The organism is Helicobacter sp. T3_23-1056 (assembly GCF_053654535.1).
The window spans coordinates 203,976-229,131 of the sequence record NZ_JBSIUU010000001.1 but is presented as its reverse complement, the minus strand read 5'-3'; the positions used below and the strand labels follow the sequence as shown (position 1 = coordinate 229,131).

Here is a 25,156-nt window from a genome sequence, read left to right as displayed (position 1 = left end):
ATAGCTCAAGACGACTTAAGCGACTGACTTTTTATCATTTTTAGTAAAATTTTAGACTCAATCTAACTTATCTCTCATCAAGTAGTATTAAGCTAAATTGAGTTAAATCTAATTCTTATGCCCTACCCTCTCGCCAATCATCACTACCACTTGTTCCAGCAGCTGTATGCTCCCAAATAACTTTTCTGTAATTAAGAGAAACCTTAAATAGCTCTGTCTTATCGCTATTGCTTTTTTCTTGTGCGTTTGGCATTAGCAAAGAAATGTCTGTGATAATGGCATCTTCTAGCTTTGTAGTAAAGTAATGCTCTTGTCCTCCATTAGTAGATGTCCTAAACCAATGAACCTCTACGCTTGTAAGTCGCTCACCATTTGTCAGGGCATTATAAAGCAAAGGAACGGCTTTATTTAAAGAGCAAGTAAAGCAAAAAGGTTTATGCACCCTTTGCCCTGATGGTTGTCCGCTTTGTGGGTCTGTGGGGACGGTTACAATATGTGCCACTTCTTGAGCCATAATCTCATCTTCGTGTCCCGCTTGGTAGCGATTGCCAATGCTTGCTTCTGTGGAAGCACCACTAGAGATAAGTCCCTGAGTAGAACCTTCAATCCTTATATACGCTGGTTGTGCCATAATACACTCCTTAATATGGTTTTTAGTTTTTGCATCTTAAAATGCAGGACTATTCTAACATAAAACTATAAAAATAAAACATATATGGATCGAAAATTTTTGTGAGTTCGTTAAAAAACGCTACTTTTGAAGGTATTTTTCTAGTGCCCTTATGATTAGGGATTCAAAGCTATGCTTATCGTCTTTTATGCTTTTTTGAATAGCAGATTGAATGTATTTTGCAAAGCCGTCTTTTTTATCTCTGTTTATCATTTCAAATATAGGGCTGTATAACTCCCTGCTTATTATCCCTAAAGCAAGGATATTTATAAGTTTTGTAGATTTTATAAGCGGTGTATTTGTGATGATTGTTTCCAAATCTTCTATCTGCTCGCATTTATCATCTAATATGATATGTTGTTGTTCTTGTTTTAATTCACTCAACATTTTATCAATAATGTGTAGTATATTTGTGGTATTTAAAATGATTTGATTACTATCTTGATTCAAAAAATCATCACTTTCTTTTTGCTCCATAAATGCGTAATCTGCCTTACTTTCAACAATTTCTCTTATATTTTCTTTTTCCTGAAAAGTAAAAGCAACCTTACCTCTAGGTTGCAATAAATTATCATCTATTTCTTCATATTGCTCCAAATTATTAAGACTTTCTTTGCTTTTTAGTAGTTCATCATCAATTTCAGCAGAATCCACAAAGCGAAATTGGACATTTTCGATTCTAAAAACATCGCCTTTGTTAATTGCTACTTCAAAACCACCTTGCATTTTAGAAAAAGATTCATTATAAAAAATGGGCGCATCTTCTATCGGGGAAATAGTAAAAAATCCCTCTTCAAAACCTATCTTTAAATGTTTGCTGTGTATTTTTTTATCTTTGTCTTGGACATAAAAATCGCATTGCGAATCGCTACCTATAAATCCACCTTCTGTGTCAAAAATATGAGCTTTTTGTTTTGAAGAAACTGCCTCTAAATTTTCGATAATTACGCCAATTTTTTCTTCATTATCTAATTCTATCATCTATTTTCTCCCATTGTAATGTGCTCAACAATTTTTATTTGTTGTGGCAACTTAAGCACTTGTCGCACCTCATTTGCACCAGTTACTTTAAAATCAAAATATAATTTTTCATTATTATTAAAAATAACATTATATGAATCGCTGTTTTGACTTTCTTTTAAGAATCTATACCAAGCCCACTCACCACTATAAATTTTGTCATAGCTGATTTTTGAGTTATGATAATCGATGGCTTTTAATGTCAAACTTGTGCTACTACTAAATTGCTCTGCGATAATTTGCAAGGTAGATTGTAGTGTGTGGTCATATTTCATATTGTGGTTATTGTATTGCAATTCCACAAAAGAAAAATCACTACTTAAATCCAAACTTTGCAGTGTAAAATTAAGTTTTATATTATCGTTTGAATCAAACAACAAATCAGAGAATTTTTTACTAGCTCTCATAAAATCTAAAAAGTTTTTAGAAAAATTGATTTTAGTGCCAAATTGCGTATTTAATATATATGTGTCTGCTTTTTTTGACAAAACCGCGCTTAAATATTTATTGTAAAATTTATTTAAAGTTCCTGTGTGCCCAAAGAATCCTTTAAGTGAATCTATGCTTAGATTATTCATACTGCTGTTATTGAATGGATAAAAAGGTGCAATATCATTCATAAAAGGCGTCCAAACTTCATTAACCCAAACTACATTAAACAAATCAATCCCTTGTAGTTCTATGAGATTCCACGCATAAGTATAAAGAGTTGCATAATATTTTTCTATTGCACTTGGCAATTTTTTAATATCATTAGCAAAAGTTGCAAAGGGGTCGTCTTGCTCTTTTTCACCATTAATCGCGTAGGTGATTTTACTATCAACACTTTGAGTATTGCTTGTGCGAAAATCTATAATTTTTGATTGTATATTTTTAATATCCGTGCTAATGATTTCCATAACTTTTTCATCATTGTTAATATTTAATCCCACTGCCGAAGCACCAGCACTTAGCAATGAATCTTGTTGTGCTATTTTATGATAAGCACTAAAGTAGTTAGCAATGTTGGTAAAATGTGTTTTAATCTCCCTAGCATTAAGCGCAGTATTATAAGCCTCTCTAAGCAAAAGTGGGTCGTTTAGATTTGTATTGTTGCTAACAACTCTAATTAAGGCTAGTATAGGATTATCTTTTTTGGATAAAACATCTAGCTCATTAAGCATAGATTCTTTTGAGGCATACTGCTTTGGTGCTAGATTCATAAGTAAGTTTTCCCATTTGTTTTGATATTCCACCAAGTGCATTTTAAGTATATTTACAACAAGCATATTTTTATTTTCTTTGGTTAAATTATCAATAGATTCGAGCAACCAAGATTCTATACTTAGCATATTATCTATATTTTGATTAAGATTTTTTAAAAAAGCCATTAGCCCATTTTTTGTATAGATTTTATTTATAGAATCTATATTGCTAGATTCAGCAAAGACGCTATTAGCAGCAAAACCTAATTCATCTTTAATCATATAAAATTCGTCATATTCATTTAAAAAAATAAATAAAACATACATTCTTTGTGCCTTGCTTGTTGTCCTATGTAGTTCTCTTATGGCTAATGAAATTATGTTTTTATTTCTATGTAAATTTTCTATATCGATTTTTTGAATATCATCAATTCCGCTTAAAAAATTTTCTTTGGAAATCTTGTATTTTTCGAGCAAAAGCCAATTTTCTTCAACCCATATTTTTATCAAATTTTTGTTTAAATACTCTTGGTCGAATAAAGACTTATAAACATATAGCGTTTTTATCAAATTGTCTTTATTGCCCTTGCTATTTTGCAAAACATATTCCATTTCAGCAAGTAAAGTATCTTTAAGCACGATTTCATTTAGTTTATCATAAAATTCTCTTGCTTCTATGAATCCCTTATAAGATATATTTAGCGTTGGATATTGAATTAAATTATTGCTTTTTGATAATTCTGGATAAGCACCTAAAATTAGTTTTAAATCTGCCAATAAATTTGCCTTTTCCCTAACATTAAGCTTTGTGTGGTCTATATCATTTAATAAATATCGTAATGCTATTAGAGTATTTTCAGCTTTTTGTTTTTCTGCTTTATTTTTAGCAATAAAATAAAACGATAAATAATAGGCACCTAAACACATAACAAAACCTAACAATAGCGTAGAAAATTTTTTAAATATATTTCTCATACCACTTAACGAATAATCTTTAAAAATAATATCTTCTAACAAAGATTTTACAAAATAACTTTGTTTATTTTGATTGTGCAATGGCTGGACTTTGGCTATTGCTTTTTTAATATTATATTTATCACACACACTATCAAGTAAGAAATTTCTAGGTATATTTTCTTGATAGGCACTCACAAAATATACACCTCTTAAAAACGAATTGTTTTTAAATGTATTTTCTTTTTGAATCTCTAAAATAAAAGTCTTTGCTAATGCAAATAGATTATCTAATTGCTTTAAAAATAAATATGCTTTGTTTTTGCTGTCTATGGAAGGCAAAAAGTGATTTTTGCTTGTAAAATTCAGCAATAAAGATTGACTCACCTGCTTAAAATTTTTATCCAACGAATCAGCATTAAGTTTATCATCAAAACTAATGCCTAAAGCCATATTGGACATCTTTTCATTAAAAATTTCAAAAAATTCTCTCATACCGCCCAATAAATCAAGTTTAGAAAAAACCACATATATGGGCAATTTAACATTAAGAGAATTTTCACAATCATTTATTCTTCTTACAAGATAGCGAATAATGTTTTGTGAATATTCTTTGGTGTTGTTTAGAAATGATTGTGTATCTACCACCAAGACTATACCATTAAGTTTGCTATAAAATAAGTTTTTGTTTAGAAAATGTAAAAAATTACTCCAAATATGTTTTTTTATCAAAAAATCTTTGTTTTTATCCAAGTCATCTTCTGGAATCTCATCGCTACTTGTGGGAGTAAAAAATTTTTCTTGTGAAAAATAATTACCCTCCGTATCAAGCAATGCTCCACTTTTAGAGACATATAAGGAAAAATTGTTTGTTGATTGATGAAATTTTTTATACGATTGCAAGGTATCACTTAAGGGATATTCTATGTTTGAATAGTTGATAAAAGTGCTTTTCCCCGCACCCTCTTCGCCTATGATAATAATCAAAGGCAATTTTTTAAACTTAATTTTATTTTTCCAAGTTAGTTTGGCATCTTTTAGGGCAATAAAAAAATTCCTTTTTGCTTTAAACACAGAATCGCTAGATTCTTTTTTTATAGACTTAATTTGAGCATTTTTTTCGCTTTTAAGCGAGGCAAAAAACTCCATCGTAGGTTTAAGAAAAAATACCAAAAATATAGTAATCCACGATATAAGTATGATTCCAAACCTTAAATATGGGCTACCAAAAATATGAATGTCATTAAATGATATAGATGGTCCAAATATCCAAAATAGCACACATAAAATAAAAAATAGCGCAAGTAGCACCAAAATAATAAACCACTCTTTCCTAACAATCCCTAGCACTTTCTTAAACACGGCTAAATCTACCTTCCTCGCCTGAATGTATGAATCTCAAATATTCTACAAAATCCTCATATTATGTTTTATGAATAAAGACACTAAAATATAAAAAATACGATGGATAGGAACATAGTGAAATGAAATGGTAAAATTTTAGTTGAAAAATTTAAATATTTACACAAGTCGTTGAAATTGTTTAGATTCAATTCAACTTAAACTATCTCCAGCCACCCTCCCCTTAATTTATCCATATTTTGTCTTTGCGTAATATAAAACATTCACTTTGCATATTTTTCATTTATGACAATTTCTGCCACTATTATATCTTCTCCCAGCAGTTCTATACTGCAATCCAAAATATTAAAAACTCCAAAACAACAAACTATGATAATTACAAACCAATATAGATTTGGATGGGCAAAATAGCATAAGCAATGCTAATAAGTTGAGGGCTATGCACGATAGCAAGCCTTTTAACATAAAAACATTTGCTTCTACTGATTCGCTTATCAAATTTATAGATTCTCATATAAATGAAAATCTAATCATAGATTCTGGTGGATTTGATAGCGCGTTTAATCGTATCGCAGTATCGATGAGTGATAAAGTCATTACGCCACTTAGTGATGCGCCATTTGAGATAATGCGGCTTATGAGTTTTGATGAGATTTTAGGCGATATAGAAAAAGAGCTTAGAAAATCTAAAGCAGATTTCACTATCAAAGCCCATTTGGTGCTAAATCGCTTAAATCCAAGCGTAAAGCTCATAGATTCTATACTAGACCCTTTTAGAGAATCTAAGCATTACGCTTTTATGGATAGTATTGTGCGTGGTAGGACTTTGATAAAATATTCCCCAACGACAGGCAAAGGCGTGCTAGAATCAAAAATTCGCACAAGCAGTGATGTGGCTGCTAAGAATGAGATTTTAGCTTTTTGTGAAGAAGTAGAAAATTTGCATTAGTCAATAATATTAAATTGTTAATGACAATGTAAATAAATACTTGCTAAACTAACAAAACTGAAAAAAAGGATAAAAAATGAGTAACAAACGAATTAACACAGAGGCATTAAAATATCTAGGCAAGGGCGCAGAAGTCATCGAAGCGACTGCAAGCACAGAGACAACACCGACAAATGCAAGACGCGCTAGGCTGGGGCAGAGAAAAGCATATCGCTCTTTTTCTTTGAGTTTGGTTGAGGAGGATTATATGAAATTCCTTGATTATTTGGATACAAACAACATTGCGAGCGGTTCAGATTTTTTGCGAAAACTGCTTATAGAAAAAGGCGTGTTAAGCAATGCTTAAGTCTATTTCAGTAGCAGATAAGAATCTTTTGGAATATTTTGCACACTATGTTTGGTGGGAGAAAAAAGATGAAATTATTGCTAATAATCCTTTGCGAGTCATAGCTAGCGCAATGAAAGACGCTAACAATATCGATAGCTTTAAGAAAGTATGCGAATTTAGCGATAAGATTCTAAAAGAAACACTTAAAAATGCTCAAGCAGGTTGGTTTGATAAAAAGTCTTGGCATTTTTGGCATATTCGATTGTATGGGATAAACTGCAAGATTCCACCATTACCAAAGCGAGGCTATTTGCAATGAAATTGAAAAATCACAATGCAAACAGACACCAAAGAGAAGCAAAATAAACCAAGACAAAGGAGACACAAATGAATCTAGCATAATATCATCGTGCTAATAATAGCATTGGCAACAAGAGTATGGCTACATATCAATCAACTTGAATCAAACAAGAAAAGGATAATCAATGAAAACAAAAGTTAAGTTAGTTGTTGCATTTGCAGTATTTGCAATGCTAGGCAATATCAATGCGGAGGAGACAACTCAAAACACAAACAACACTCAACCCACTACACAAAAATCTAATGGGGGGGGGGCAATAATAATGCGTGGAATGACCCATACAAAGTCGGCATAAAAAAGCCAAAAACAGGTGGTTTTGTCGGCGGTGAAATCGGCTTTGGTGGGGCGTATTCGTATGCAGGAATGTCTATATATACCACTAGAGATTTAGCAAATGGTAGCAACACAAACCCTACTTATCAAGGTTCTGTCTCAAATTGGAATGACCACACTGCGATTCCGCTTAATGTATTTGGCGGGTATCAATGGTATTTTTATGATAGACCGTGGTTTCACTTCGGCGTGCGTGTGCGCGGGCATATCGGCTATACAAACTACAATACAGAAATAACAGATTATACTTATTATAGCCATACAACTGCTACTTTTTCGATTAGTTCGCACGCTATTCAATACGGTGCAGAAGCGCAGTTTTTGTGGGATTTTTTAAATATGGGTGAGCATACGCTTGGCTGGCATTTTACCCCCATAGGATTGGAGGGTAGCACATTTTTTGATAAAGTCAGCGTGAATGTTAGCGGTGGTGCTATTGGCACAATCAATCACGATTTAAACATTAGCACACAATTTTCGTATATGTGGAATACAGGCTTGCATTATTATTTCAATGCTAGACATATGGTGTTTGCTACTTATAAATATCGCGGATATAGTGCTAGAAATAAAACAAGTGGCAAAGGTTTTAACCATATCAACTACTACAATTACAGCAATAACTCATTTATGCTAGGCTATGCGTATAAATTCTAGCATTTACTTTGCCTAAGCGGTATTGCTTAGGCATTTGATTATTCAAGCATTTTCAATCTTTGTTTTAGTAAAAAAATCATATTTTCGTATTGAAGTGCTTTTTTCTTTTCTACTGCGATTAGTTTTTCTAGCTCCTCATTTTGCGTTTCTATCTTTTTGATATTTTCTTTTAGCACAGAGGTTATATCCTCTACCTTGCTTTTTTGTGGCTTATACAAATCATCTACTACATAGTCTTTCACACCATCAAAGGCGTCTTTGATTTGCGTGTTACAAAGACAAGCAAATGTCAAACTATGACTTACCAATAATGCCGCTATCCCTGTTGTTAGTTTTTTCATTTACAGCACCTTGCTATGTTTGCCAATACGCAAAGCAACCAATTCCAACATATCTTGATTGTATCTGTAAATCAAAACTAAATCAGGTTTGATATGACAATCTCTAGCTCCTTGCAAATTGCCTACTAATGCGTGGTCTTTGTATTTAGGACTAAGAGGTTGATTGTTGCAAAGTTTTTGCAAAACTTTCATAGTATGCTCCAAATCTTGTTTTGTAAGTTTTTTTGCATCTTTAGTGAATTTCTTTGTCAAATGGAGTTTGTATGTCAAATTAGTCCCTCACTTTTAAAAGCTTCATTTACGCTATTGTAAGTTTTTAGAGTTCCAGCTTTTCTTTGTTGCTCGATAAATTCTAAATCCTGCAAGATTTCATCTTCAAATTCTTTGGAATAACCATTAGCAGTAACATCTTGGCTTTTTTTTACTTTTAGTTTTGCGTGTGGATGCAAATTTATGACACTTTTTATGGCTTTTAGCAAATTGTCATCAGCGTTTGCGATTTGTAATGTTATTTGCATACATATTCTCCTATTTTTTGTAAAAAATGTGGTCGCATTCAAGCTGTCAAATTATAATGCAGATTTGTCTATTTTGTGCTGTTTTTTTGCTCGCAAAACCTTATTAAATTTAGCCAGCCAAACATACACAAAACTATCAAGCTGTTGTCCATCTTTTGTTTGATTAAATGCGAATTTGTAGTAAGTGATAAGCAAAATCCCATAAATAAAAAACGCATTTTGCAAATCAAAATAATAAAAGCATACAATGCCCGCTATGATAGAGATTTTGGACAAAACAAGCGGGATAATGCCTAATTTTAGCCTATATTGTTCTTTGTAAAGAATCGTGTAAATATCGTATTTTTTCTTAGTCGTTGGTTGCTCGTTTTTCATCTTTGCTTCCTTATTTTAGATTTAGATTGCATATCGCGCACGCTCACGCTAAAAATCTCGCTATATGCGCTTTTGTGAGATTTTGCTGCGTGAGGTTTTGGCATTGCGTTTAGTTGCTCGCGTGCTGTTTGGGCTTTCATACAAAAATCTAAGGCTAACTCCGCTCGTTCCTGTATGGTCTTTTGGATAGATTCTAGCCAAATATCAGACAAATTAAAATCTTTGTGCTTTGTAAATTCAAAGGATTTTAGTTTTTCTAGGGCTGGAATATGTCGCTCTCGCACAAATCTTTGCATTTGTTCATTAAAACTAAAACCAAAATATGATTTTTTATGCGCCAATACTTCTTGTATATTGCCTAATTCTTTTTGTTGCAAATAATTTATCATCGAAAATCCATTATCAAATATTGGTGCTGGGCGTAAAATTTCATTTGTGTTGTTGTCAATAATCATTCCAAAATTGCCTAAATGTCTATCAGAGTTGCCAATAAGAGAATCAAAAAGCATTAAATCTGCCATTTTATCGCTGTTATAGGTTTTTGTGATAGATTCTATTTTTTCAAATCTATCCTGCTTGTTAAAATCTCTATCCACAAAATGACTAATAGATAAATATCCCTCATTTTCATTGGTAAAAAGTGGGCAAGTGCTTACAACTTGTCCGTGAAACCCTCTCAAATCATAAGGCGTATGCTCAAAACCCAATGCTTTTGCAACTTGCGCCATATAATATTCACTATATGGTTCTTTGCCTCGATTGATTTCGTGTCTATTTGAGCCCTTGTAAAGATAAATTTGTCCATTTTCTCTATGCCAACATTTTTTTAGATTTCCCTCTGTTGTATATTCTGGCGAGCTAGTGATTCCACTTACTTTATGAGAGTTTCCATTAAAAGCTACTAAAGCTAATGCTTCATCAAATTTATTTGCATACAAATTGTATTTATTCCATTCATAATTAGAATCTGCTGGCACAATCCAATAAGAATCATTAAGGGATAACGCTAAGGATACCTTTACATAATCCATAAATTCCTCGCTTTTGTCATCTTGTTTGTATGTGGCAACTAATTTTTCTACAAATGCCCTATTTTCAGGGGCTTTTCTGTTGTATATCCACGATTTTAAATTCTGTTCTACATTATCTGTTTTTATACCTATTGGCAACAATCTAGTATCAAAAATATTTATTTTGGCAATATTTGAAACGATAACTTTACCTGTATTTTCAAAATCTTTTTGAATAATGGTAATCTCAAATTCTAAGACAACTTTGTCTTTATTTTTTAGCAAATATTTCATAATATTTTCCTTATCATTCGCCTTTAAGTAGCGCAGCGTTGGCTTCCATATCAATATACACTGCTAGTAGTTTTTTGTATTTTTTCATTTTTTTCTAAAATCGCTAGGCTTCACAGGATTTGGCTCACTCCATAAACCTTTTTTTTGGATTCTTGCTAGCATTTCTAAAGGAATATATCTATAAGAATACTCCGCATACGCCCAAGCAAAGCCATTTTTTACTTGATTTACATTAGCATTTACGCCATTGCAAAACACTATTGCAACAATGCGTCCATATTTGTCTTTGTCCTTAATTTTGATATTTGCAAGCGAATCCACAGGACAAAGAGCTTGTAAGTTTTGTGTTGAAATATTACCAAAATTCTGTTTTGATTCTGGCGCATCTAATCCAAAAAGCCTAATTCGTAGTTGTTCATTATTGTTGCTTAAAATCGTGATGGTATCGCCATCATAGACTTTTAAGATTTTGCCTTGCATTTCTTGTGGTGGCGTAGTTTCCTCATAAAATGCCAAGACAAAGACAATAACCACAAAAACAATAGCAAATAGAGGTTTTTTGAGTATGTATTTCAATTTAACCTACTGCTAAGCTATTTTACTTACAAACAGCCTTAATAGTATATAGCGATAAAGCTCCAAAAATCAGTATCAAACAAATTGCCAATATTAAGCCAGCCATTATAATTTCTCCAATTCATCTAATTTTTTCAAAAGATATTTTATAGTAAAGACAAATATCACAATGATTACAACTGCGCCAAGTGCGGAAGCTATTATTTGAAATGTATTTATTGTGTTTATGTTAATCACAACAAACGCAATGATTCCAAATAGCGCAGTTAAAAGAGCAAATATAAAGCTCTTTGTCAAATCTAACGAAAATTTAGTGCGTTCTTTTTTACTCATAACCGCATTATATCAAAATAAATTATAATTTTGCACACCATTTTAGCATATTCGCTTATGAGTGTCGAGGAACGACTTTTGGTATAAAAATCTAAAATTAGCGATATATTCATTTGACAATACAAAAAGCCTATGCAAATGCGGTGTTGATTGATTTAGATGGAGCGCACAAAACACAAACGATTTGCGCATAGATTTTACTTCATCAGGTTGCATAGCTACAATATCTTTGATTTGGCTAGATACCATTTGAGAAATATCATCATAAGTGTGCTCTACACCAAAATCTAAGTAAAATATATCACTTTTGATTTCCTCATAGCGCGTATAAGGCTTTTGTAGTGTTTTTACTTTTTTGAATAATCGTTGTTGTGCTACTTCTCTAAATTTTCTATCATCAAAATTTGTAGGATATGACAAACGCAAAATCTCTTTGATATTTTTGTATTCGCCATTTTCTAAAGAAAAATATAGATTGTGTTTTGTATGCTCGTTTTCGTGCTTTTGAGTGGTATTGAATAAGTATTTTGTAAAATTCTCAAAATGTCCTATGCTAGTAAAATCCTTTGACTCTGCATAACTAACTTCTATGTCGTTCATTTATTTTTTCCTTATTCTTTTTTGTGCTTCCTTGCTTAGTGTGATAATATCACTGCCTTTGTAGATAATATCATAGCTCAAGACAACTTAAGCGGATTATTTCTTATCATTTTTGTGCCAATATTTTATACAAATCTTATCCTTGAATTTTGACATTATGCCTAAATTCTGTTTCTTTTAGAAAAATAAGAAGTTCTCTTTTTTGATTCTTTTGAATTTGCTTAATCTATGTTTGGCATAATTTGCTTGCGGTTGCAAGTGAAAACGAAGCAAAAAATAGCTTTCATCAATCTCAATTTCACCTTGCATTTTAGAAGTTTTTTCGCATTCTTTTGCGGTTAAGATTCTAATTTACTTAAAGATTTTACATAAAGAATTTTGTGAAATATGACAAATTTTTACAATTTTTACCGCTTCAATATCTAAATTTCTTGCAAAGCTACAAGCGTAAGCGAAGTAGAAAACATATTTAAGAATCTCTCTAAATTTTGCCTTTCTAATTCTTGAACGAATGATATACTTGTTTTTCATCGTGTGTGTCATAACTTAAGACTCCTTTGTTTGAGCTTAAGTTAAAGAGAGCCTAAATTTTTTAGCAAAATCCACTCTTTTTTTGCGACAATGGGGGCAAAATTGCCAAATCGCTCTTTGTTTTTTAAGTAATCGCGCTCTTTCATCGCAATGCAGATTTTTTCATTTGAATCTAAAATTGCGCTAATTTGTGGGCTTTTTAGCGATAAAAATTCGTCCTTAAAAGGTTTTTTGGCACTTTGGTGGGCGTAAAAATAGCCCGAAAATGACGGCTTTGCGTCTAAAAATATGATTCGCCCTTCGCCATCCCACCGCGTGAAAATGTCCTTTTGGTGGCGCGAATCCACTAGCGAATCTAACTTGCCACTTGCCAAAAATGCGCATAAAATTAGCATTAAACTTAAAGGCAAAAGCCAGATTCCGCGACTAAATTTTCCCTTTGTGCCAAAGATGAAATTTGTCATAAGTATGCAAAATGCGGGGGCACAGGGCAAAGTGTATGCTTCCAAAATGTTGCGTGAAAATGTTAAAAAGCAAAGTGGCATTAAAATCCAAAGTGCTAAATAGAGATTTTCGATATTTGCAGGGTTTGGGGCGATTCGCGCCGAATCCATTGCCAAATCTCGCACTCCAAAATCCTTGCGAATCTTAAAAAATCCATAGATTTTCTTTGCCACAAAACCCAAAAATACCACGCTCCACGGCAAAAATGAGATAAAGAAAAACCACCAAATTGTGCCTATGGGCTGTGAGTGTGCATTGCCATACAAATCCCCCTCCCACCCGCTTACAAAAAATCGCTTGAAATGTTCGCCGATGATAAAATACTCCAAAAATCCCTCGCTTTTTACCTCAAATGCGATATACCAAGGCAGTGCGATTAGTAGCATTAGGGCTGTCCCGCTAAAAAATGGGAGATTTTTTAGGTGTAAAATTTGAGTGTATGGCGTAAAACATCGGACAATAAAAAGAAACGCAGATATAGGAAGCCCCACTAGCACGAAAATAAGCGGTCCTTTGGCAAGAAGTCCAAGTCCAAGTCCGACAAAAAAGAGATAGCCAAAAAGTGTGATGTGGTTGTTTTTTGGCAAATCTTTGGATTGCTTCGTTGAAATCGTTTCGCTTCGTGCGCATCGCAATGACGATTCATTAAAATTGTCGGTAATTCTAGTATCTTGCGTAAGAAATGAATTGCCCACACCCAAAGTCAAATTGCCCACACAGCACCGCCAAAAACTTATCATACACAGCATCACGCAAAACAACAACGCCTCATCTGTCATCACTGCGCCACTAGCGACAAATCCAATCCCTGTGGTAGATAATATCACCGCACACGCAATAGGGCGCAAAGCCCACGATTCACCGTCATTTCGCCTAAAAATCCACGCAAAAAATAGCCCACAGCAAAGTAGCCCAAAGAAAAATGGCGCAAATCTCGCTCCAAATTCATTCACACCAAACGCCCACATACTCGCCGCACTCGCCCAAAAGCTAAGTGGCGGTTTGCCCCAAAATGGCGTCTCATAGTCGTAGTAGTAAAGCACTATCCATTCATTTAGCTCTAATATTTTTCGCGACATTTTCCGCGTATCGTGCCTCTGTGGTGTTCATCAGCGGGTAGAAATTTAGGCTAATTAAGCGCACGATTAGGATAAACAAAAGTAACGCTAATAATGCGTAAATTGAGTTATTTTGACGATTTAAAGGACTTGTGAAAAATGAGCGCATTTGGATTCCTTTGCAAAAATTAGCTCATTATAGCATATTTATTAAAGCATCTTTAGGTTATGATTTTGCACGATGAAAAACAAGTATATAATTCGTTCAAGAATTAGTGAGGTAAAAACAAGAGAGATTCTTAAACTCTTTTGCCTTGATATTGAGGCTGTAAAAATCGCAAAATTAAGCAATATTTCTCGCCAAAGTATCAATAAAATTTGCAAAAATATTAGAATCTTAATCGCAAAAGAATGCGAAACAATATCTAAAATGCAAGGTGAAATAGAAATTGATGAGAGCTATTTCGGTGCTAAAAGAGTGAGAGGAAAAAGAGGGCGTGGAGCAGATAAGAAAACGCCTGTATTTTTGCTTCGCTAATACTTGCAACTGCAAGCGGCAAGACAACTAAGAAATGTTAAAACGAAATGGTTATGTTTGGACGCAAGTAGTCAAAGGTTGCTCTGCTAGTGAATTATTGCCCATATTGCGTGATTGTAGCGATTTATCAGAATCCATAATTTATAGCGATTGTTGGGGTGCGTATGATGGATTAGTGGATTTTTGTACAAAAGCACATTATCGAGTAAAGCATTCTAAAAATGAGTTTGCACTAGGTAGAAATCACATAAATGGAATTGAAAATTTTTTTACTTCGTTATACTTGCAGCTATAATTATACAAGGGGATATGCCAAACATAGATTAAGCAAGTTCAAAGGAATCAAAAAAGAGAACTTCTTACTTTTTCTAAAAGAAACAGAATTTAGGCATAATGTCAAAATTCAAGGATAAGATTTGTATAAAAATCTTGGCACAAAAATGATAAGAGAAAATCTGCTTAAGTTAAATTGAGCCAAAAAAATATATTCAAAAACAAAATCAATAGGTATTTTTATAGGTAGTGTATGTATTTGTTCTTTATTGTTGTTGGATATGGCTTTAGTTAGTCCTTTGCTTTTTATGTTTGCTGGAGTATCGTTAATTGGACTTGGGGGTAGATAATGCAAACTATCATCAATCAATCGGCAAAACGAAACAAATACTACATTATCAATCAAGATTACCAAAATTACCAAAATGACTTTTAATTTGGGCTAGATTATTGCATATTCAGCAATAGTGCCAAGACAATAAAAGTAAAACACAATAACTCGATTACTTTAAAAGTGGAGGTTTCATAATGACTTTACTTTATTATATTTATTATATATGGGTTGATTATCAACAAGAAGTGCCTAGAATAGATATACCTGTGTATATGTGTATTGTGTGGCTTTTTTATTTTATTGTTATGCCATTACTTATCGTTTGGTTAAATAAAATAGAGTTTTTACACAACATATTTTGCTCAAAACGATTTTTTATGCTATGGATTGCCACGATTTTATTAGGCACAATTTGTGCGATTTTATATTTTGAGCGGAGTTGGCTTTTGTTGCTAAATATTGTAGCCACAGGGCTAACGACAATCACCCTAACTCTGCTTCCTATTTTGAATACAAAGCCTAGTCATAAAATTAGCATTCTGCAATCTCTTTGTTTGTTTGTTATATTTTGTATCATTTTCATAGATAATATCCTTACTAGTCCAGTATTTATTGTTAATTATCTGATGTTTTCGAGTTGGTTAAATTAGTTGGGTAGATAATGCAGATTTTATAGACAATTTATAGAGCTAGGTATGCTTTATGCACATTGTTTATGATTATATTTTTGAGCATTATTTTGTATTGGCATTTGGCTTTATATGTTATTTTTTTGTTTTAATGTTTGTGCTAAAAAGATTAAACAAGACAACATTTTTTCACAAAATCTTTGCTGTAAAAAGTTTTATTGTAGGCTGTGTGCGTATTGCGTTTTTAGCAATTTTAGCAGTGTTTTATTAAAAATCTATCTAAATGTTTGTGTGCTATGTTTGTGGTGTGCGGTGTTTGTTTTTAGCGTGGGATTTAAATTGTGCTTTTTGTGGGACAGATTTAATTGCAATGATGACCCCGAAAACTCCGCTTGTATGCACTATCCGCTCATCGTAGAGATTTCGCATATCCAAATGTGGGCGATATTATTTGCATTAGCCACTATCGCGCTAGTATTTATCGCGCATTATCGGCTATTAAGCAAAGCAAATGTCGCCATTTGGATTGCGCTGTATATGCTTTTGCCATTTTGGTTTATCTTTGGCTTTTTGCGCGGGTGCTATGACTAGCAAATCTAGCGAATCTAAAATGCAAATCTAGTGGCGATTTGTCATAGATTCAGGCGAATCTAGTAAATCTAGTGCGAATCCGTGCTTTTAGATTCACGCAAATCAAAGCCCCGCGAATCTAAAAAATCTAAAAAGCGCGGATTTTTCGCTACAATCGCATTTTTAAAATTTAAATTTTAAACGGAATGTGAGAAATGCAAAAAAATATCGTGTTTTTGTCCTTATCCATAGCCTTTGCGTTTAGTGCTTGTGCAGACAAAGAGGAGCTGTATAATCAATGCTATTATAGCGTTTCTAACAATGATAATAGAAGCGTTGAAGATAGACAAAAAGACGGGGCAAAGTGTTTCAAACTTGCGCAGTTAGAGGAAAAAGATGAGAATTTTGAAAATGCGATATTTCACTATGCAAGGGCGTGTGAGTTAAATACGACAGATAACGCTTGTGAGCGTTTAACAGAACTTGCGACAAATCTAGCAAGACATAATCGTGGTATGGTGTTTAAAGAATGCAAAGACGATGAGAGCGGTATTTGTTGTGAAAGATGCGGTTTAGAGGATTTTTTTGACAATTTGTGTTTTAGAAGTTGGGAAGAGAACAAAAATGCTTGTTTTGAGTATCAAAAAATTAAATTGATAAGGGAGGAGCAGTTTAATGAGTATTTTAGCGCGGGGAAATTTGTAAGAGAGTTTGATAAAATATGTAAGCGAAATCTACCCAAAGCCTGCATTGAGCGCGATAAATTGATTGAAAAGTATGTGGCTATCTATTTGCAAAAAAGCAAAGAGAAAAACTTTGATTACATTGAGAGTTTAGATACATTTTGTCGCTGGGAGGGTTTGGATTCGCGCATTGCAAAGTCCGCTTGTGCGGGGCGAGATGAGCTTATAGCTATACACGAAAAAAGGTGCTATGACAATAACGCCACAAGTTGCGATGTGCTGGTTTCAAATTTTTATGAATTTTTGACTAAAGACAAAAAACGCTATTATGACTTTGGTAAAGACGCTTACGAAAGAGAAGCCGATAAAATCTATCCGCTTAAATTTGAAAACGCAGCTAAAAAGGCTTGTGATTTGGGTGTAATTTCAGGCTGTGAATATCTTGCATATTTTTATTATAGCTATAAACCTAAATTAAACTACACGCTAGCAAGGCAATATGCCAACAAGGTGGCTTTAATGCTTAAAGACACTTATAAACGCAAGGGGTTTTTGCATTCTGTTGAGATTGCTCCCATTGTAACGCTTGCGCTTTTGGAAAGCAAAATTGATGATAAGATAAGCACAAAAAAACAATTTATATTGGATTATTTTAAGGTGGGTTGTGATGATTTGCAAAATGCTGAAGTTTGTTTGAGTTTTGGATATTTTTATGATAAGCGTGATGAGAAAGAGGAAATTGATAACTTTGGTATGAGTGAGATTATCAGCCAAAAACAGGCTTTGCATTATTATGATAAGGCGTGTGCTTTGGGCGAAGGTTGCGAGGATTTAGGGCGAATCTATCTTTTTGGCAAAGCTGTGGGCGGGGAAAAAGTGAAAAAAGACATAGCAAAAGCAAAGCATTACTTTGCCAAAAATTGCAAGGACAAGTGCGACAATCAACATTTTGGAAAAAAAGAATGCAAAAAAGAGTATTTGAGCTGTCGTATAAGCAAAATGAGCGCAAAAGAGATTGAAAAATTAGATGAGTGCATTTTTGATAGAGATTCTGATGGTTGTGAAGGCGTTGATGATTGATTCACGCGTGAATTTGTATTTTAGATTCGCGTGGATTTAGTGCGAATCTAAAAAGCGTATAAATTTTTCGCTACAATCGCATTTTTAAAATTTAAATTTTAAACGGAGTGTGAGAAATGCAAAAATTAAGCAAAATCTTATTCGCACTTGCATTTGGCGCGGTGGCGTTTGGCAATGCAAATGATTCATATCCGCCTTATTTTTGCGATGATTGCAGACCATTTACAAGCAAAAAAGGCGTAATGACGCTAAACACGCTACAACGCGTAGATTGCAAAGAAATTCAATACGGCTTTTATGGCTATTACAATCTTGGCTGTTTTAGTGGCGAAGTGGAGCTTACAGGCGCGATTACGAGCAGATATACGATAGATAGCCCAGAAGATTACACATCGTCATTTGTGGTGTTTTTTCACCCCGATTCAAACGGAGTGTAAAAAATGCAAAATATAAGCAAAATCTTATTCGCACTTGCATTTGCTTGTGGCGCGGTGGCGTTTGGCAATGCAAATGATTCGTATCCGCCTTATTTTTGCGATGATTGCAGACCATTTACAAGCAAAAAAGGCGTAATGACGCTAAACACGCTACAACGCGTAGATTGCAAAGAAATCCAATACGGCTTTTATGGCTATTACAATCTTGGCTGTTTTAGTGGCGAAGTGGAGCTTACAGGCGCGATTACGAGCAGATATACGATAGATAGCCCAGAGGATTACGCATCGTCATTTGTGGTGTTTTTTCACCCCGATGAAAATGTGGGTTTGCCGTTTTTGCCATATAGTCGTTGCGATAGCGCGTTGGAATATAAAGGCGCGGTCTTTGATGAGAAGGCGCAAAAATGGGATTGCAGTAAGGTTGAATTAGAGTTTTGGGATAATCGCGCTTATGGCATAAAGATTAAGGCAATTAGCGGCGAAAAGGGCTTTTTACTCAAAGAGATTGTCAATAAACATTTAGGTGGCAATGGCATTCGCGCAAAAGTGCGACTAACAGACTATGAGTTTATCGGCGAGGGCGAAGCAGGAAGTGAGGCTTATGCCACGCTTGTGGAATTTAGCCCTTTAAGCAAAATCTATAAATGGCACACAAATGATGAATATGTGTCGCTTAAATACGGCTCAAAAGATAGCTTTATAAATCTACGCTACAATCCAAAGGGTAATATCATCGCACAGATTAAGCGTAAGGATATGCGCTGTGGGGCGGAGAGAGCAAAGATTGTATGGGCGAAATATCCATTTACTGAATTAGTCGAAGATGAGGTTATGCCAGACTCTCTGCCACAAAATGAGTGGCTAGAAGTCTTTTACCTCCCGCCAAATGCCAAAAAGCCACAAGAGGCAATATATGGCTATATCCACAGCTCACAGCTAAAAGTGTCGTGTGAGTAATTTTGCGCAAATCAAGTGGCGATTTGCCATAGATTTAGGCGAATCTAAAAGGTAGATTTTGATTTGATTCACGCGAATCTAACAACCCCTGCAAATCTTTAAAGCACATTTTTGATTCAAACCTTGCAAATCTAAAACCCTGCAAATCTAAAAAGTGTGAATTTTTTGCTAAAATTGCGCTTTTAAATTTTTAGATTCAAATGGAGCGAAAAATGAACAAAACCACGCATTTAAAGGCTTTGGAAGCTGAATCGATTTTCATTATCCGCGAGGTTGTCGCACCGTGAGATTGTCGCGGAATTTGGCAATCCTGCTATATAACCTTAGAGCTACGATATTTTAGCACTTGAAATATCCTAAAAAAGCACAAAAACAACAACACAAAAGCTAAAAATCTAGCCAAAGCAAACACATAAAATCTAATGCAAAAAATGCCTAATCCCCGTGAAATATAGCGCGATATTATGCTCATTTGCCGCGTCTATGACTTCGCCATCTCGCATACTTCCCCCCGGGCAAATAACCGCACCAACCCCCACGCTAGCCGCCAAATCAATACTATCCCTAAACGGAAAAAACGCCTCACTAGCCAAAGCACACCCCCTCACATCTAGCCCCATATCATTTGCTTTTGCAATCGCGGCGCGAGAGGCATCTACGCGACTTGTCATTCCCATACCGATGGCTACCAATGCCGAGTCTTTCACATAAGCTACGCAATTTGATTTTGTAAGGGCTGCGATTTTGTATGCGATTTCTAAGTCGATTAGCTCGCTTTGAGTAGCTTTTTTTAGACTTTTTAGCTCTGCGTTTGCCACCTCATCTGCGCCCACGCTATCGCTTTGCTGATATAATAACCCCCCTTCAATTCGCTTAAAATCATAACTTGCGCAAGGCAGGGCTAATCGCTCCTGCTTTGTGATAAAGATTTTTTGCCGTTTTTTGCTAGATAAAATCTCTAACGCACCCTGCGTAATATCACACGCCACAAGCACTTCTATATAAGTCTTAGACATTTGCATTGCTAGATTTTCATCAATGATTCCATTTATCGCTACCACGCCACCATAGGCACTCACACTATCGCATTTTAGCGCAGAAATATACGCTTCAAGCAGGCTATCTTTTAGGGCAAATCCGCAAGGGTTCCCGTGCTTTATGATAGAAACGGCGCATAGATTTTTGTCATTTTTGTCGTTAAATGCGCTTGCTAGCTTTATAGCAGCGTTCATATCGGTTAGGTTATTAAAGCTAGCTTCACCTTTGATAGCGCAAAAACGCTTGGAGTAAAAATCGCTAATTTCAGCGATTTCATATAGCGCGCCTTTTTGGTGTGGATTTTCGCCATAGCGCGTTTGGCACACTTTGCGCCCGCTGATAAACGCAAACTCGCCAAACCCATCATTAAATCGCTCATTCATATAGTTTGCTATCATCGCGTCATATTGCGCAGTGTGGCTAAATGCCTTTATCATCATATTTTTGCGAAAATCTAGCGTATTTTGATTTGTTTTTAGATTTTGCAATGTTATCGCATAATCGCTAGGGCTTACAAGCACTAGCACGCTTTCAAAAGACTTTGCCGCCGCCCTTATAAGCGTGGGTCCGCCTATGTCGATATTTTCGATGATTTCGCCAAAATCATCAGTGCGCTTGGTAGTGGCAAAAAACGGATACAGATTCACGCACACTAGGCTAATGTCCTCTATGCCGTTTTCTTGTGCGGTTTTGCAGTCGTTTTGATTGTCCCTACGATAGAGTATGCCTCCGTGAATCTTTGGGTGAAGCGTTTTCACGCGCCCAGAAAAAAGCTCGGGGCTTTGCGTGTAGTGGCTAACCTCTGTGGCGTTTATGCCATTTGATTTTAGTGTGGCTAGCGTGCCTCCTGTGGATAATATCTCATAGCCTAGCTCTACTAGCCCACGCGCAAAATCCACTATCCCATCTTTGTCGCTGACACTTAGCAGGGCTTTTTTTGCGGGGGTTTTTGGAGCGGGGGTTTTGGGGTCGTAGTTTTTGGAAGTGGGGGTTTTGATTTTGTGGTTTGTCGTGGCGTTATTATTTGCTTGTTTGGTAAAATCTTTGCTCATATTTTGCCTTTTTGTCTGTCTTTTTTGTCTGTTTGGTAGAATCTTTGTTTTGCTTAAAACAAAGATTAAATTATACCCCCAACTTCCTTAAATCTACATTGATATTCTTAAACTAAATCGCAATGATTGTTTTTACACAAAATCTAAAAACTAAAATCCCTACTCATATCTTAATGCCTTTATTGGGTCTTGCATAGAAGCCTTTTTGGCAGGCAAGTAGCCAAAAATAATCCCCACCCCAGCAGACACGCCAAAAGCCCCCACCGCCACCATAGAATCAAACACAAATGGAATATGCAAATAAAAACTCATAAACAACGCCACAAAAAATCCAAGCACAATCCCTATAAACCCTCCTAGCATAGAAATCACCACCGATTCGATAAGAAACTGCATAAGCACTTCACTCTCTAGCGCACCGATAGCTAGCCTAGTGCCGATTTCACGCGTGCGCTCGGTAACTGAAACTAGCATAATATTCATAATCCCTATACCCCCCACAAGCAGACTAACCCCCGCAATACAGCTAAGAAAAAGCGTCATTGTCTTTGTGGTTTCTTCTTGGGCGCGCGCCATTTCTTTGGTATCCCAGATTTCAAATCTCTCTCTTTGTCCCTCTTGTGGTGGGCGGATTTGTAGCATTATCTCGCGCAGTCGTTGCGTAGCTTGCGTGCTATCTATGTTATCTTTTAGCGATATGGTGATACTTTTTAAGAAAAAAAGGCTATTAGAGCCAAACACAAAGCTAGAATAAGCCTTTAGCGGCATTATGATGACATTATCTTGGTCATTTCCCATTCCGCCCTGCCCTTTTGATTCTAGCACGCCTATGATTTCGCACACGCTATCTTTTATGCGCACTCGTTTGCCTAGCGTGCTTGCAGGGTTTGAGATATTTTCTACGCCAAATAGCTCATTTATCGCGCTTGTGCCGATTAGGCAAGCCCTAGCACCTTGCGTGTATTCTCGCTCTTCTATGTTTCGTCCGTTTGATAGATTCCATTGCGTAGCTTTAAAATACTCGCTATCTACGCCTATGATTTGGATTTGGGCATTTCTCCCACCATAGCGCACAAGGGTTTCTTTCCAATCGCTAGGGGCTACAGCCCTAGCCTCGACAAATCTCTGCTTCAAAGTCGCCACTTCCTCTAAACTAAAATTTCTATTTAGCGCGCCTCCCCCGCTCATAAACCCCCTTGCAGGGCGCACCATTATGATATTGCTTCCTAGTGATTGGATTTGCTTTTGGATATTTTCTTTGACGCCGTTGCCGATAGCTATCATCACTATCACGCTTCCTACGCCGATGATAACCCCTAGCATTGTGAGAAATGCTCGAAGTAGATTTCGGCGGATTTGCTTAAAAGCTAGCACAAATGCGTTAAAAATCATTTGTTTTCCTTTGTAGATTTTGCGCTTTTAGATTTTGGGCTAGAATCTGTTTTTATTTGTGTTTTAGATTCTGTTTGATTGGGCGTTGATTGCGTGGATTTTGCGTCTTTGGTGTTTTGATTGGATTTTGCGGATTCTACGGATTTTGTAGAATCAGTTTTTGCGGATTTTATGGATTCTGCGTATTTTGCAGATTGCTCGCTATTTTTTGCGCTATCGCTTTGTATCTTTCCGTCCAAAAAAAATATTTCACGCGTAGCATAAGCCGCCATTTCGCTCTCGTGCGTAACCATAAGAATCGTTATGCCAAAATCTTTGTTTAGCTCGCATAAAAGCTCCATTATCTCCACGCTTCGCTTAGAATCCAAATTCCCCGTAGGTTCATCTGCGATAAGAAACGAAGGCGCGCTAGCAATCGCTCTAGCAATCGCCACGCGCTGTTGTTGCCCTCCGCTTAGCTCATTGCTAGAGTGCATAGCAAAGGATTCTAGCCCGACTTTGGCTAGGGCGTCCATAGCGATTTTTTCTCTCTCACTTTTTTCTACGCCTCGATAAAGCAAAGGAAGCTCGACATTTTCTAGCGCGGAAGTGCGCGATAATAGATTAAACCCTTGAAAAATAAATCCTATATAAAATCTACGCAGATAAGCCCTCTGCGTGCGGTTTAGCGCGCTTACCTCCACGCCGTTAAAAAAATATTTGCCACTTGTGGGAGAATCTAAACAGCCCAAAATATTTGCCATCGTAGATTTTCCAGAGCCAGATGGTCCCATCATCGCTACAAACTCACCCCTAGCAATATCCAAATCCACCCCACGCAAAGCCTTATACCCCGCATCATAAGTCTTGTGAATATCTTGCAAAGAGATAAAACTCATTGTTTGCCTTTGTAGATTTTGCGTATTTTAGGGTTTTTAGATTTTAGTAGCTTTAAGGTTATTTTTTAGATTTTGATTGATGAGAAATGATGACTTTTGTATCTTTTGGCAATATGGGGCTTATGATATGGGCATTTGTGCCGTCATTTATGCCGACTTCGACTTCTAGGGGTTGAGGTTTGCCATCTTTTAGCACATAAATTGTCTTGCCTATTTTTTTAGATTTTGTGATATTGCTTCGCGGTGGGCGAGGCATATTTCCCCCAAAAGAAAACGCCTTTTTTGCCTGCTCTCTCTCACGCGGTGGCTCATAATACAGCGCACTCACAGGGATACTTTGCGCATCTTTTTGGGTTTGCACGCGGATATTTGCGCTAGCACTCATTCCGGGGCGGAGCAAAAGCGATTTATTATCCACCAAGATTTTGGTCTCATAGCTTACGATATTATTCGTGCTATCCTCACTAGAAGCGTAGCTTACCCTATCCACAAGCGCGCTAAACTCCACCTCTGGATACGCATCGACAAAAAAGCTAACTTCCTGCCCTTTTTTGACTTTGCCGATGTCTGATTCTGCGACATTTACCACGAGGCTCATTGTTTCTAGGCTTTTTGCTAGCTTAAAAAGTGTCGGGGTTTGAAAGTTTGCAGCCACTGTCTGCCCCGCATCGATACTGCGCTCTAGCACGATTCCATTTATGGGGCTAATGATAATTGCATTTCGCAAATCAATTTGAGAGCTTTTGACATCAGATTCTATATTTGCGATATTTGAGGCATTTACTCGCAAAGTGTTTTTGGCACTCTCATATTCTATTTGTGCGGTTTTTAACTCTAGCTCTGAAGGGGATTTGCCTCCTGTGCGCTCATATAGCTCTTTTAGTCGATTATAATTCCACTGCGTTTTTTCTAGCGTGGTTTTTGATAATTCATATTGAGAGCGCGCAGAATCTAGATTTGCCTTGTATTTTGCTAGCGTTTGGTTTAGCTTTTCGGGGTCGATTTTGGCTAGCACTTGCCCTTGGGCTACTTCATCGTTTATATCCACATACACCGCTTCTATGCGCCCAGAGATTTGAGAGCCTACCTCAACGGTATCTGTGGGGGATAGCGTGCCTGTGGCAGATACGACTTGGGTTATGGTTAGCGTGGTGGGGTTTGCTGTGGTGTAGATATGTGATTGTGATGATGGGGCAAACACCACAAACAAAAGCACCACAAAAAGCCCCCCTGCAAGCATGGCAAGCCACAATAAAAACTTGCGGTTTTTTTTGGGTGGATTTAGCCGTGCATAAATCTCTTGCGCACTCAAGTATGCTCCTTTTGGATTTTATAGA

26 protein-coding genes and 3 pseudogenes are annotated in these 25,156 nt (G+C 35.9%); 10 read left to right on the top strand and 19 right to left on the bottom strand.

Annotated features, from left to right (window positions below; translation table 11 throughout):
- Positions 1-115: 115 nt before the first annotated feature.
- From ACWIUO_RS01090 to tssM, 3 genes are all read right to left on the bottom strand, one after another.
- Entirely contained in the window at positions 116-631 is a 516-nt protein-coding gene (locus ACWIUO_RS01090; RefSeq protein WP_454176101.1) for an Hcp family type VI secretion system effector, read from the bottom strand.
- Between the two features lie 120 nt (positions 632-751).
- Positions 752-1,651 carry an FHA domain-containing protein gene (locus ACWIUO_RS01085; RefSeq protein WP_454176100.1) on the bottom strand — a complete coding sequence of 300 codons (900 nt, stop codon included), beginning with the start codon at positions 1,649-1,651 and terminating at the stop codon, positions 752-754.
- Positions 1,648-5,190 (bottom strand): type VI secretion system membrane subunit TssM, encoded by a 3,543-nt coding sequence (gene tssM / locus ACWIUO_RS01080; RefSeq protein ID WP_454176099.1) that lies wholly within the window; start codon positions 5,188-5,190, stop codon positions 1,648-1,650. Before tssM ends, ACWIUO_RS01085 begins: the two co-directional genes overlap by 4 nt.
- Before the next feature lie 439 nt (positions 5,191-5,629).
- Between tssM and ACWIUO_RS01075 the strand changes: the two genes are divergently transcribed.
- From ACWIUO_RS01075 to ACWIUO_RS01055, 5 genes are all read left to right on the top strand, one after another.
- Positions 5,630-6,139 (top strand): hypothetical protein, encoded by a 510-nt coding sequence (locus tag ACWIUO_RS01075; protein WP_454176098.1) that lies wholly within the window; start codon positions 5,630-5,632, stop codon positions 6,137-6,139.
- A 76-nt stretch (positions 6,140-6,215) separates the two neighbouring features.
- Entirely contained in the window at positions 6,216-6,485 is a 270-nt protein-coding gene (locus ACWIUO_RS01070) for a hypothetical protein (protein ID WP_454176097.1), read from the top strand.
- The gene (locus tag ACWIUO_RS01065; protein WP_454176096.1) at positions 6,478-6,786 is read left to right on the top strand and encodes a hypothetical protein; all 309 of its coding nucleotides are present in this window, start codon (positions 6,478-6,480) and stop codon (positions 6,784-6,786) included. Before ACWIUO_RS01070 ends, ACWIUO_RS01065 begins: the two co-directional genes overlap by 8 nt.
- Positions 6,787-6,952: 166 nt before the next feature.
- On the top strand, positions 6,953-7,123 hold the full coding sequence (locus tag ACWIUO_RS01060; RefSeq protein WP_454176095.1) for a hypothetical protein: 171 nt from the start codon (positions 6,953-6,955) through the stop codon (positions 7,121-7,123).
- Between the two features lie 68 nt (positions 7,124-7,191).
- Positions 7,192-7,818, top strand: a complete 627-nt coding sequence (locus ACWIUO_RS01055) for a hypothetical protein (protein ID WP_454176094.1) — start codon at positions 7,192-7,194, stop codon at positions 7,816-7,818.
- Positions 7,819-7,856: 38 nt separating this feature from the next.
- Here the strand turns inward: ACWIUO_RS01055 and ACWIUO_RS01050 are convergent, their stop codons facing one another.
- The 11 genes and pseudogenes from ACWIUO_RS01050 to ACWIUO_RS01000 all read right to left on the bottom strand — a co-directional run bounded on the left by ACWIUO_RS01050 (position 7,857) and on the right by ACWIUO_RS01000 (position 14,127).
- The gene (locus ACWIUO_RS01050) at positions 7,857-8,159 is read right to left on the bottom strand and encodes a hypothetical protein (RefSeq protein WP_454176093.1); all 303 of its coding nucleotides are present in this window, start codon (positions 8,157-8,159) and stop codon (positions 7,857-7,859) included.
- The gene (locus tag ACWIUO_RS01045; RefSeq protein WP_454176092.1) at positions 8,160-8,429 is read right to left on the bottom strand and encodes a type II toxin-antitoxin system YafQ family toxin; all 270 of its coding nucleotides are present in this window, start codon (positions 8,427-8,429) and stop codon (positions 8,160-8,162) included. It lies immediately after the preceding gene.
- Positions 8,426-8,677 carry a hypothetical protein gene (locus tag ACWIUO_RS01040; RefSeq protein ID WP_454176091.1) on the bottom strand — a complete coding sequence of 84 codons (252 nt, stop codon included), beginning with the start codon at positions 8,675-8,677 and terminating at the stop codon, positions 8,426-8,428. Before ACWIUO_RS01040 ends, ACWIUO_RS01045 begins: the two co-directional genes overlap by 4 nt.
- Before the next feature lie 51 nt (positions 8,678-8,728).
- On the bottom strand, positions 8,729-9,052 hold the full coding sequence (locus tag ACWIUO_RS01035; RefSeq protein ID WP_454176090.1) for a hypothetical protein: 324 nt from the start codon (positions 9,050-9,052) through the stop codon (positions 8,729-8,731).
- A complete protein-coding gene (locus ACWIUO_RS01030; protein ID WP_454176089.1) occupies positions 9,049-10,356 on the bottom strand; it encodes a HipA domain-containing protein in 1,308 nt (435 codons plus the stop codon). The genes ACWIUO_RS01035 and ACWIUO_RS01030 overlap by 4 nt, the downstream gene beginning before the upstream one ends.
- An 84-nt stretch (positions 10,357-10,440) precedes the next feature.
- Positions 10,441-10,932, bottom strand: a complete 492-nt coding sequence (locus ACWIUO_RS01025; protein ID WP_454176088.1) for a thermonuclease family protein — start codon at positions 10,930-10,932, stop codon at positions 10,441-10,443.
- A gap of 105 nt (positions 10,933-11,037) precedes the next feature.
- A complete protein-coding gene (locus ACWIUO_RS01020) occupies positions 11,038-11,265 on the bottom strand; it encodes a hypothetical protein (RefSeq protein WP_454176087.1) in 228 nt (75 codons plus the stop codon).
- Between the two features lie 42 nt (positions 11,266-11,307).
- On the bottom strand, positions 11,308-11,865 hold the full coding sequence (locus tag ACWIUO_RS01015) for a hypothetical protein (protein WP_454176086.1): 558 nt from the start codon (positions 11,863-11,865) through the stop codon (positions 11,308-11,310).
- A 136-nt stretch (positions 11,866-12,001) separates the two neighbouring features.
- Positions 12,002-12,408, bottom strand: a pseudogene (locus ACWIUO_RS01010) (hypothetical protein).
- 29 nt (positions 12,409-12,437) lie between these two features.
- Positions 12,438-13,979 carry an ArnT family glycosyltransferase gene (locus ACWIUO_RS01005; protein ID WP_454176085.1) on the bottom strand — a complete coding sequence of 514 codons (1,542 nt, stop codon included), beginning with the start codon at positions 13,977-13,979 and terminating at the stop codon, positions 12,438-12,440.
- A complete protein-coding gene (locus ACWIUO_RS01000; protein WP_454176084.1) occupies positions 13,951-14,127 on the bottom strand; it encodes a hypothetical protein in 177 nt (58 codons plus the stop codon). Before ACWIUO_RS01000 ends, ACWIUO_RS01005 begins: the two co-directional genes overlap by 29 nt.
- Positions 14,128-14,199: 72 nt before the next feature.
- Here ACWIUO_RS01000 and ACWIUO_RS00995 point away from each other — a divergent pair.
- Positions 14,200-14,909: pseudogene (locus ACWIUO_RS00995) on the top strand (IS1595 family transposase).
- Positions 14,910-15,395: 486 nt separating this feature from the next.
- On the opposite strand, the gene ACWIUO_RS00990 reads toward ACWIUO_RS00995, so the two are convergent.
- On the bottom strand, positions 15,396-15,590 hold the full coding sequence (locus ACWIUO_RS00990) for a hypothetical protein (RefSeq protein WP_454176083.1): 195 nt from the start codon (positions 15,588-15,590) through the stop codon (positions 15,396-15,398).
- A gap of 481 nt (positions 15,591-16,071) precedes the next feature.
- Between ACWIUO_RS00990 and ACWIUO_RS00985 the strand changes: the two genes are divergently transcribed.
- From ACWIUO_RS00985 to ACWIUO_RS00970, 4 genes are all read left to right on the top strand, one after another.
- Positions 16,072-16,323: a hypothetical protein gene (locus ACWIUO_RS00985; RefSeq protein WP_454176082.1), complete on the top strand. Its 252-nt coding sequence runs from the start codon at positions 16,072-16,074 to the stop codon at positions 16,321-16,323.
- Between the two features lie 194 nt (positions 16,324-16,517).
- The gene (locus tag ACWIUO_RS00980; RefSeq protein ID WP_454176081.1) at positions 16,518-18,065 is read left to right on the top strand and encodes a hypothetical protein; all 1,548 of its coding nucleotides are present in this window, start codon (positions 16,518-16,520) and stop codon (positions 18,063-18,065) included.
- Between the two features lie 116 nt (positions 18,066-18,181).
- Positions 18,182-18,502: a hypothetical protein gene (locus ACWIUO_RS00975; protein ID WP_454176080.1), complete on the top strand. Its 321-nt coding sequence runs from the start codon at positions 18,182-18,184 to the stop codon at positions 18,500-18,502.
- Between the two features lie 3 nt (positions 18,503-18,505).
- The gene (locus ACWIUO_RS00970) at positions 18,506-19,459 is read left to right on the top strand and encodes a hypothetical protein (protein WP_454176079.1); all 954 of its coding nucleotides are present in this window, start codon (positions 18,506-18,508) and stop codon (positions 19,457-19,459) included.
- 419 nt (positions 19,460-19,878) lie between these two features.
- Here the strand turns inward: ACWIUO_RS00970 and purH are convergent, their stop codons facing one another.
- The 4 genes and pseudogenes from purH to ACWIUO_RS00950 all read right to left on the bottom strand — a co-directional run bounded on the left by purH (position 19,879) and on the right by ACWIUO_RS00950 (position 25,131).
- Positions 19,879-21,549: a bifunctional phosphoribosylaminoimidazolecarboxamide formyltransferase/IMP cyclohydrolase gene (gene purH, locus ACWIUO_RS00965; RefSeq protein ID WP_454176078.1), complete on the bottom strand. Its 1,671-nt coding sequence runs from the start codon at positions 21,547-21,549 to the stop codon at positions 19,879-19,881.
- A 159-nt stretch (positions 21,550-21,708) separates the two neighbouring features.
- Positions 21,709-22,941, bottom strand: a complete 1,233-nt coding sequence (locus ACWIUO_RS00960; RefSeq protein WP_454176077.1) for an ABC transporter permease — start codon at positions 22,939-22,941, stop codon at positions 21,709-21,711.
- A 206-nt stretch (positions 22,942-23,147) separates the two neighbouring features.
- A pseudogene (locus tag ACWIUO_RS00955) lies at positions 23,148-23,819 on the bottom strand (ABC transporter ATP-binding protein); the annotation flags it as partial.
- Between the two features lie 58 nt (positions 23,820-23,877).
- Positions 23,878-25,131 carry an efflux RND transporter periplasmic adaptor subunit gene (locus tag ACWIUO_RS00950; RefSeq protein ID WP_454176076.1) on the bottom strand — a complete coding sequence of 418 codons (1,254 nt, stop codon included), beginning with the start codon at positions 25,129-25,131 and terminating at the stop codon, positions 23,878-23,880.
- Positions 25,132-25,156 lie beyond the last annotated feature (25 nt).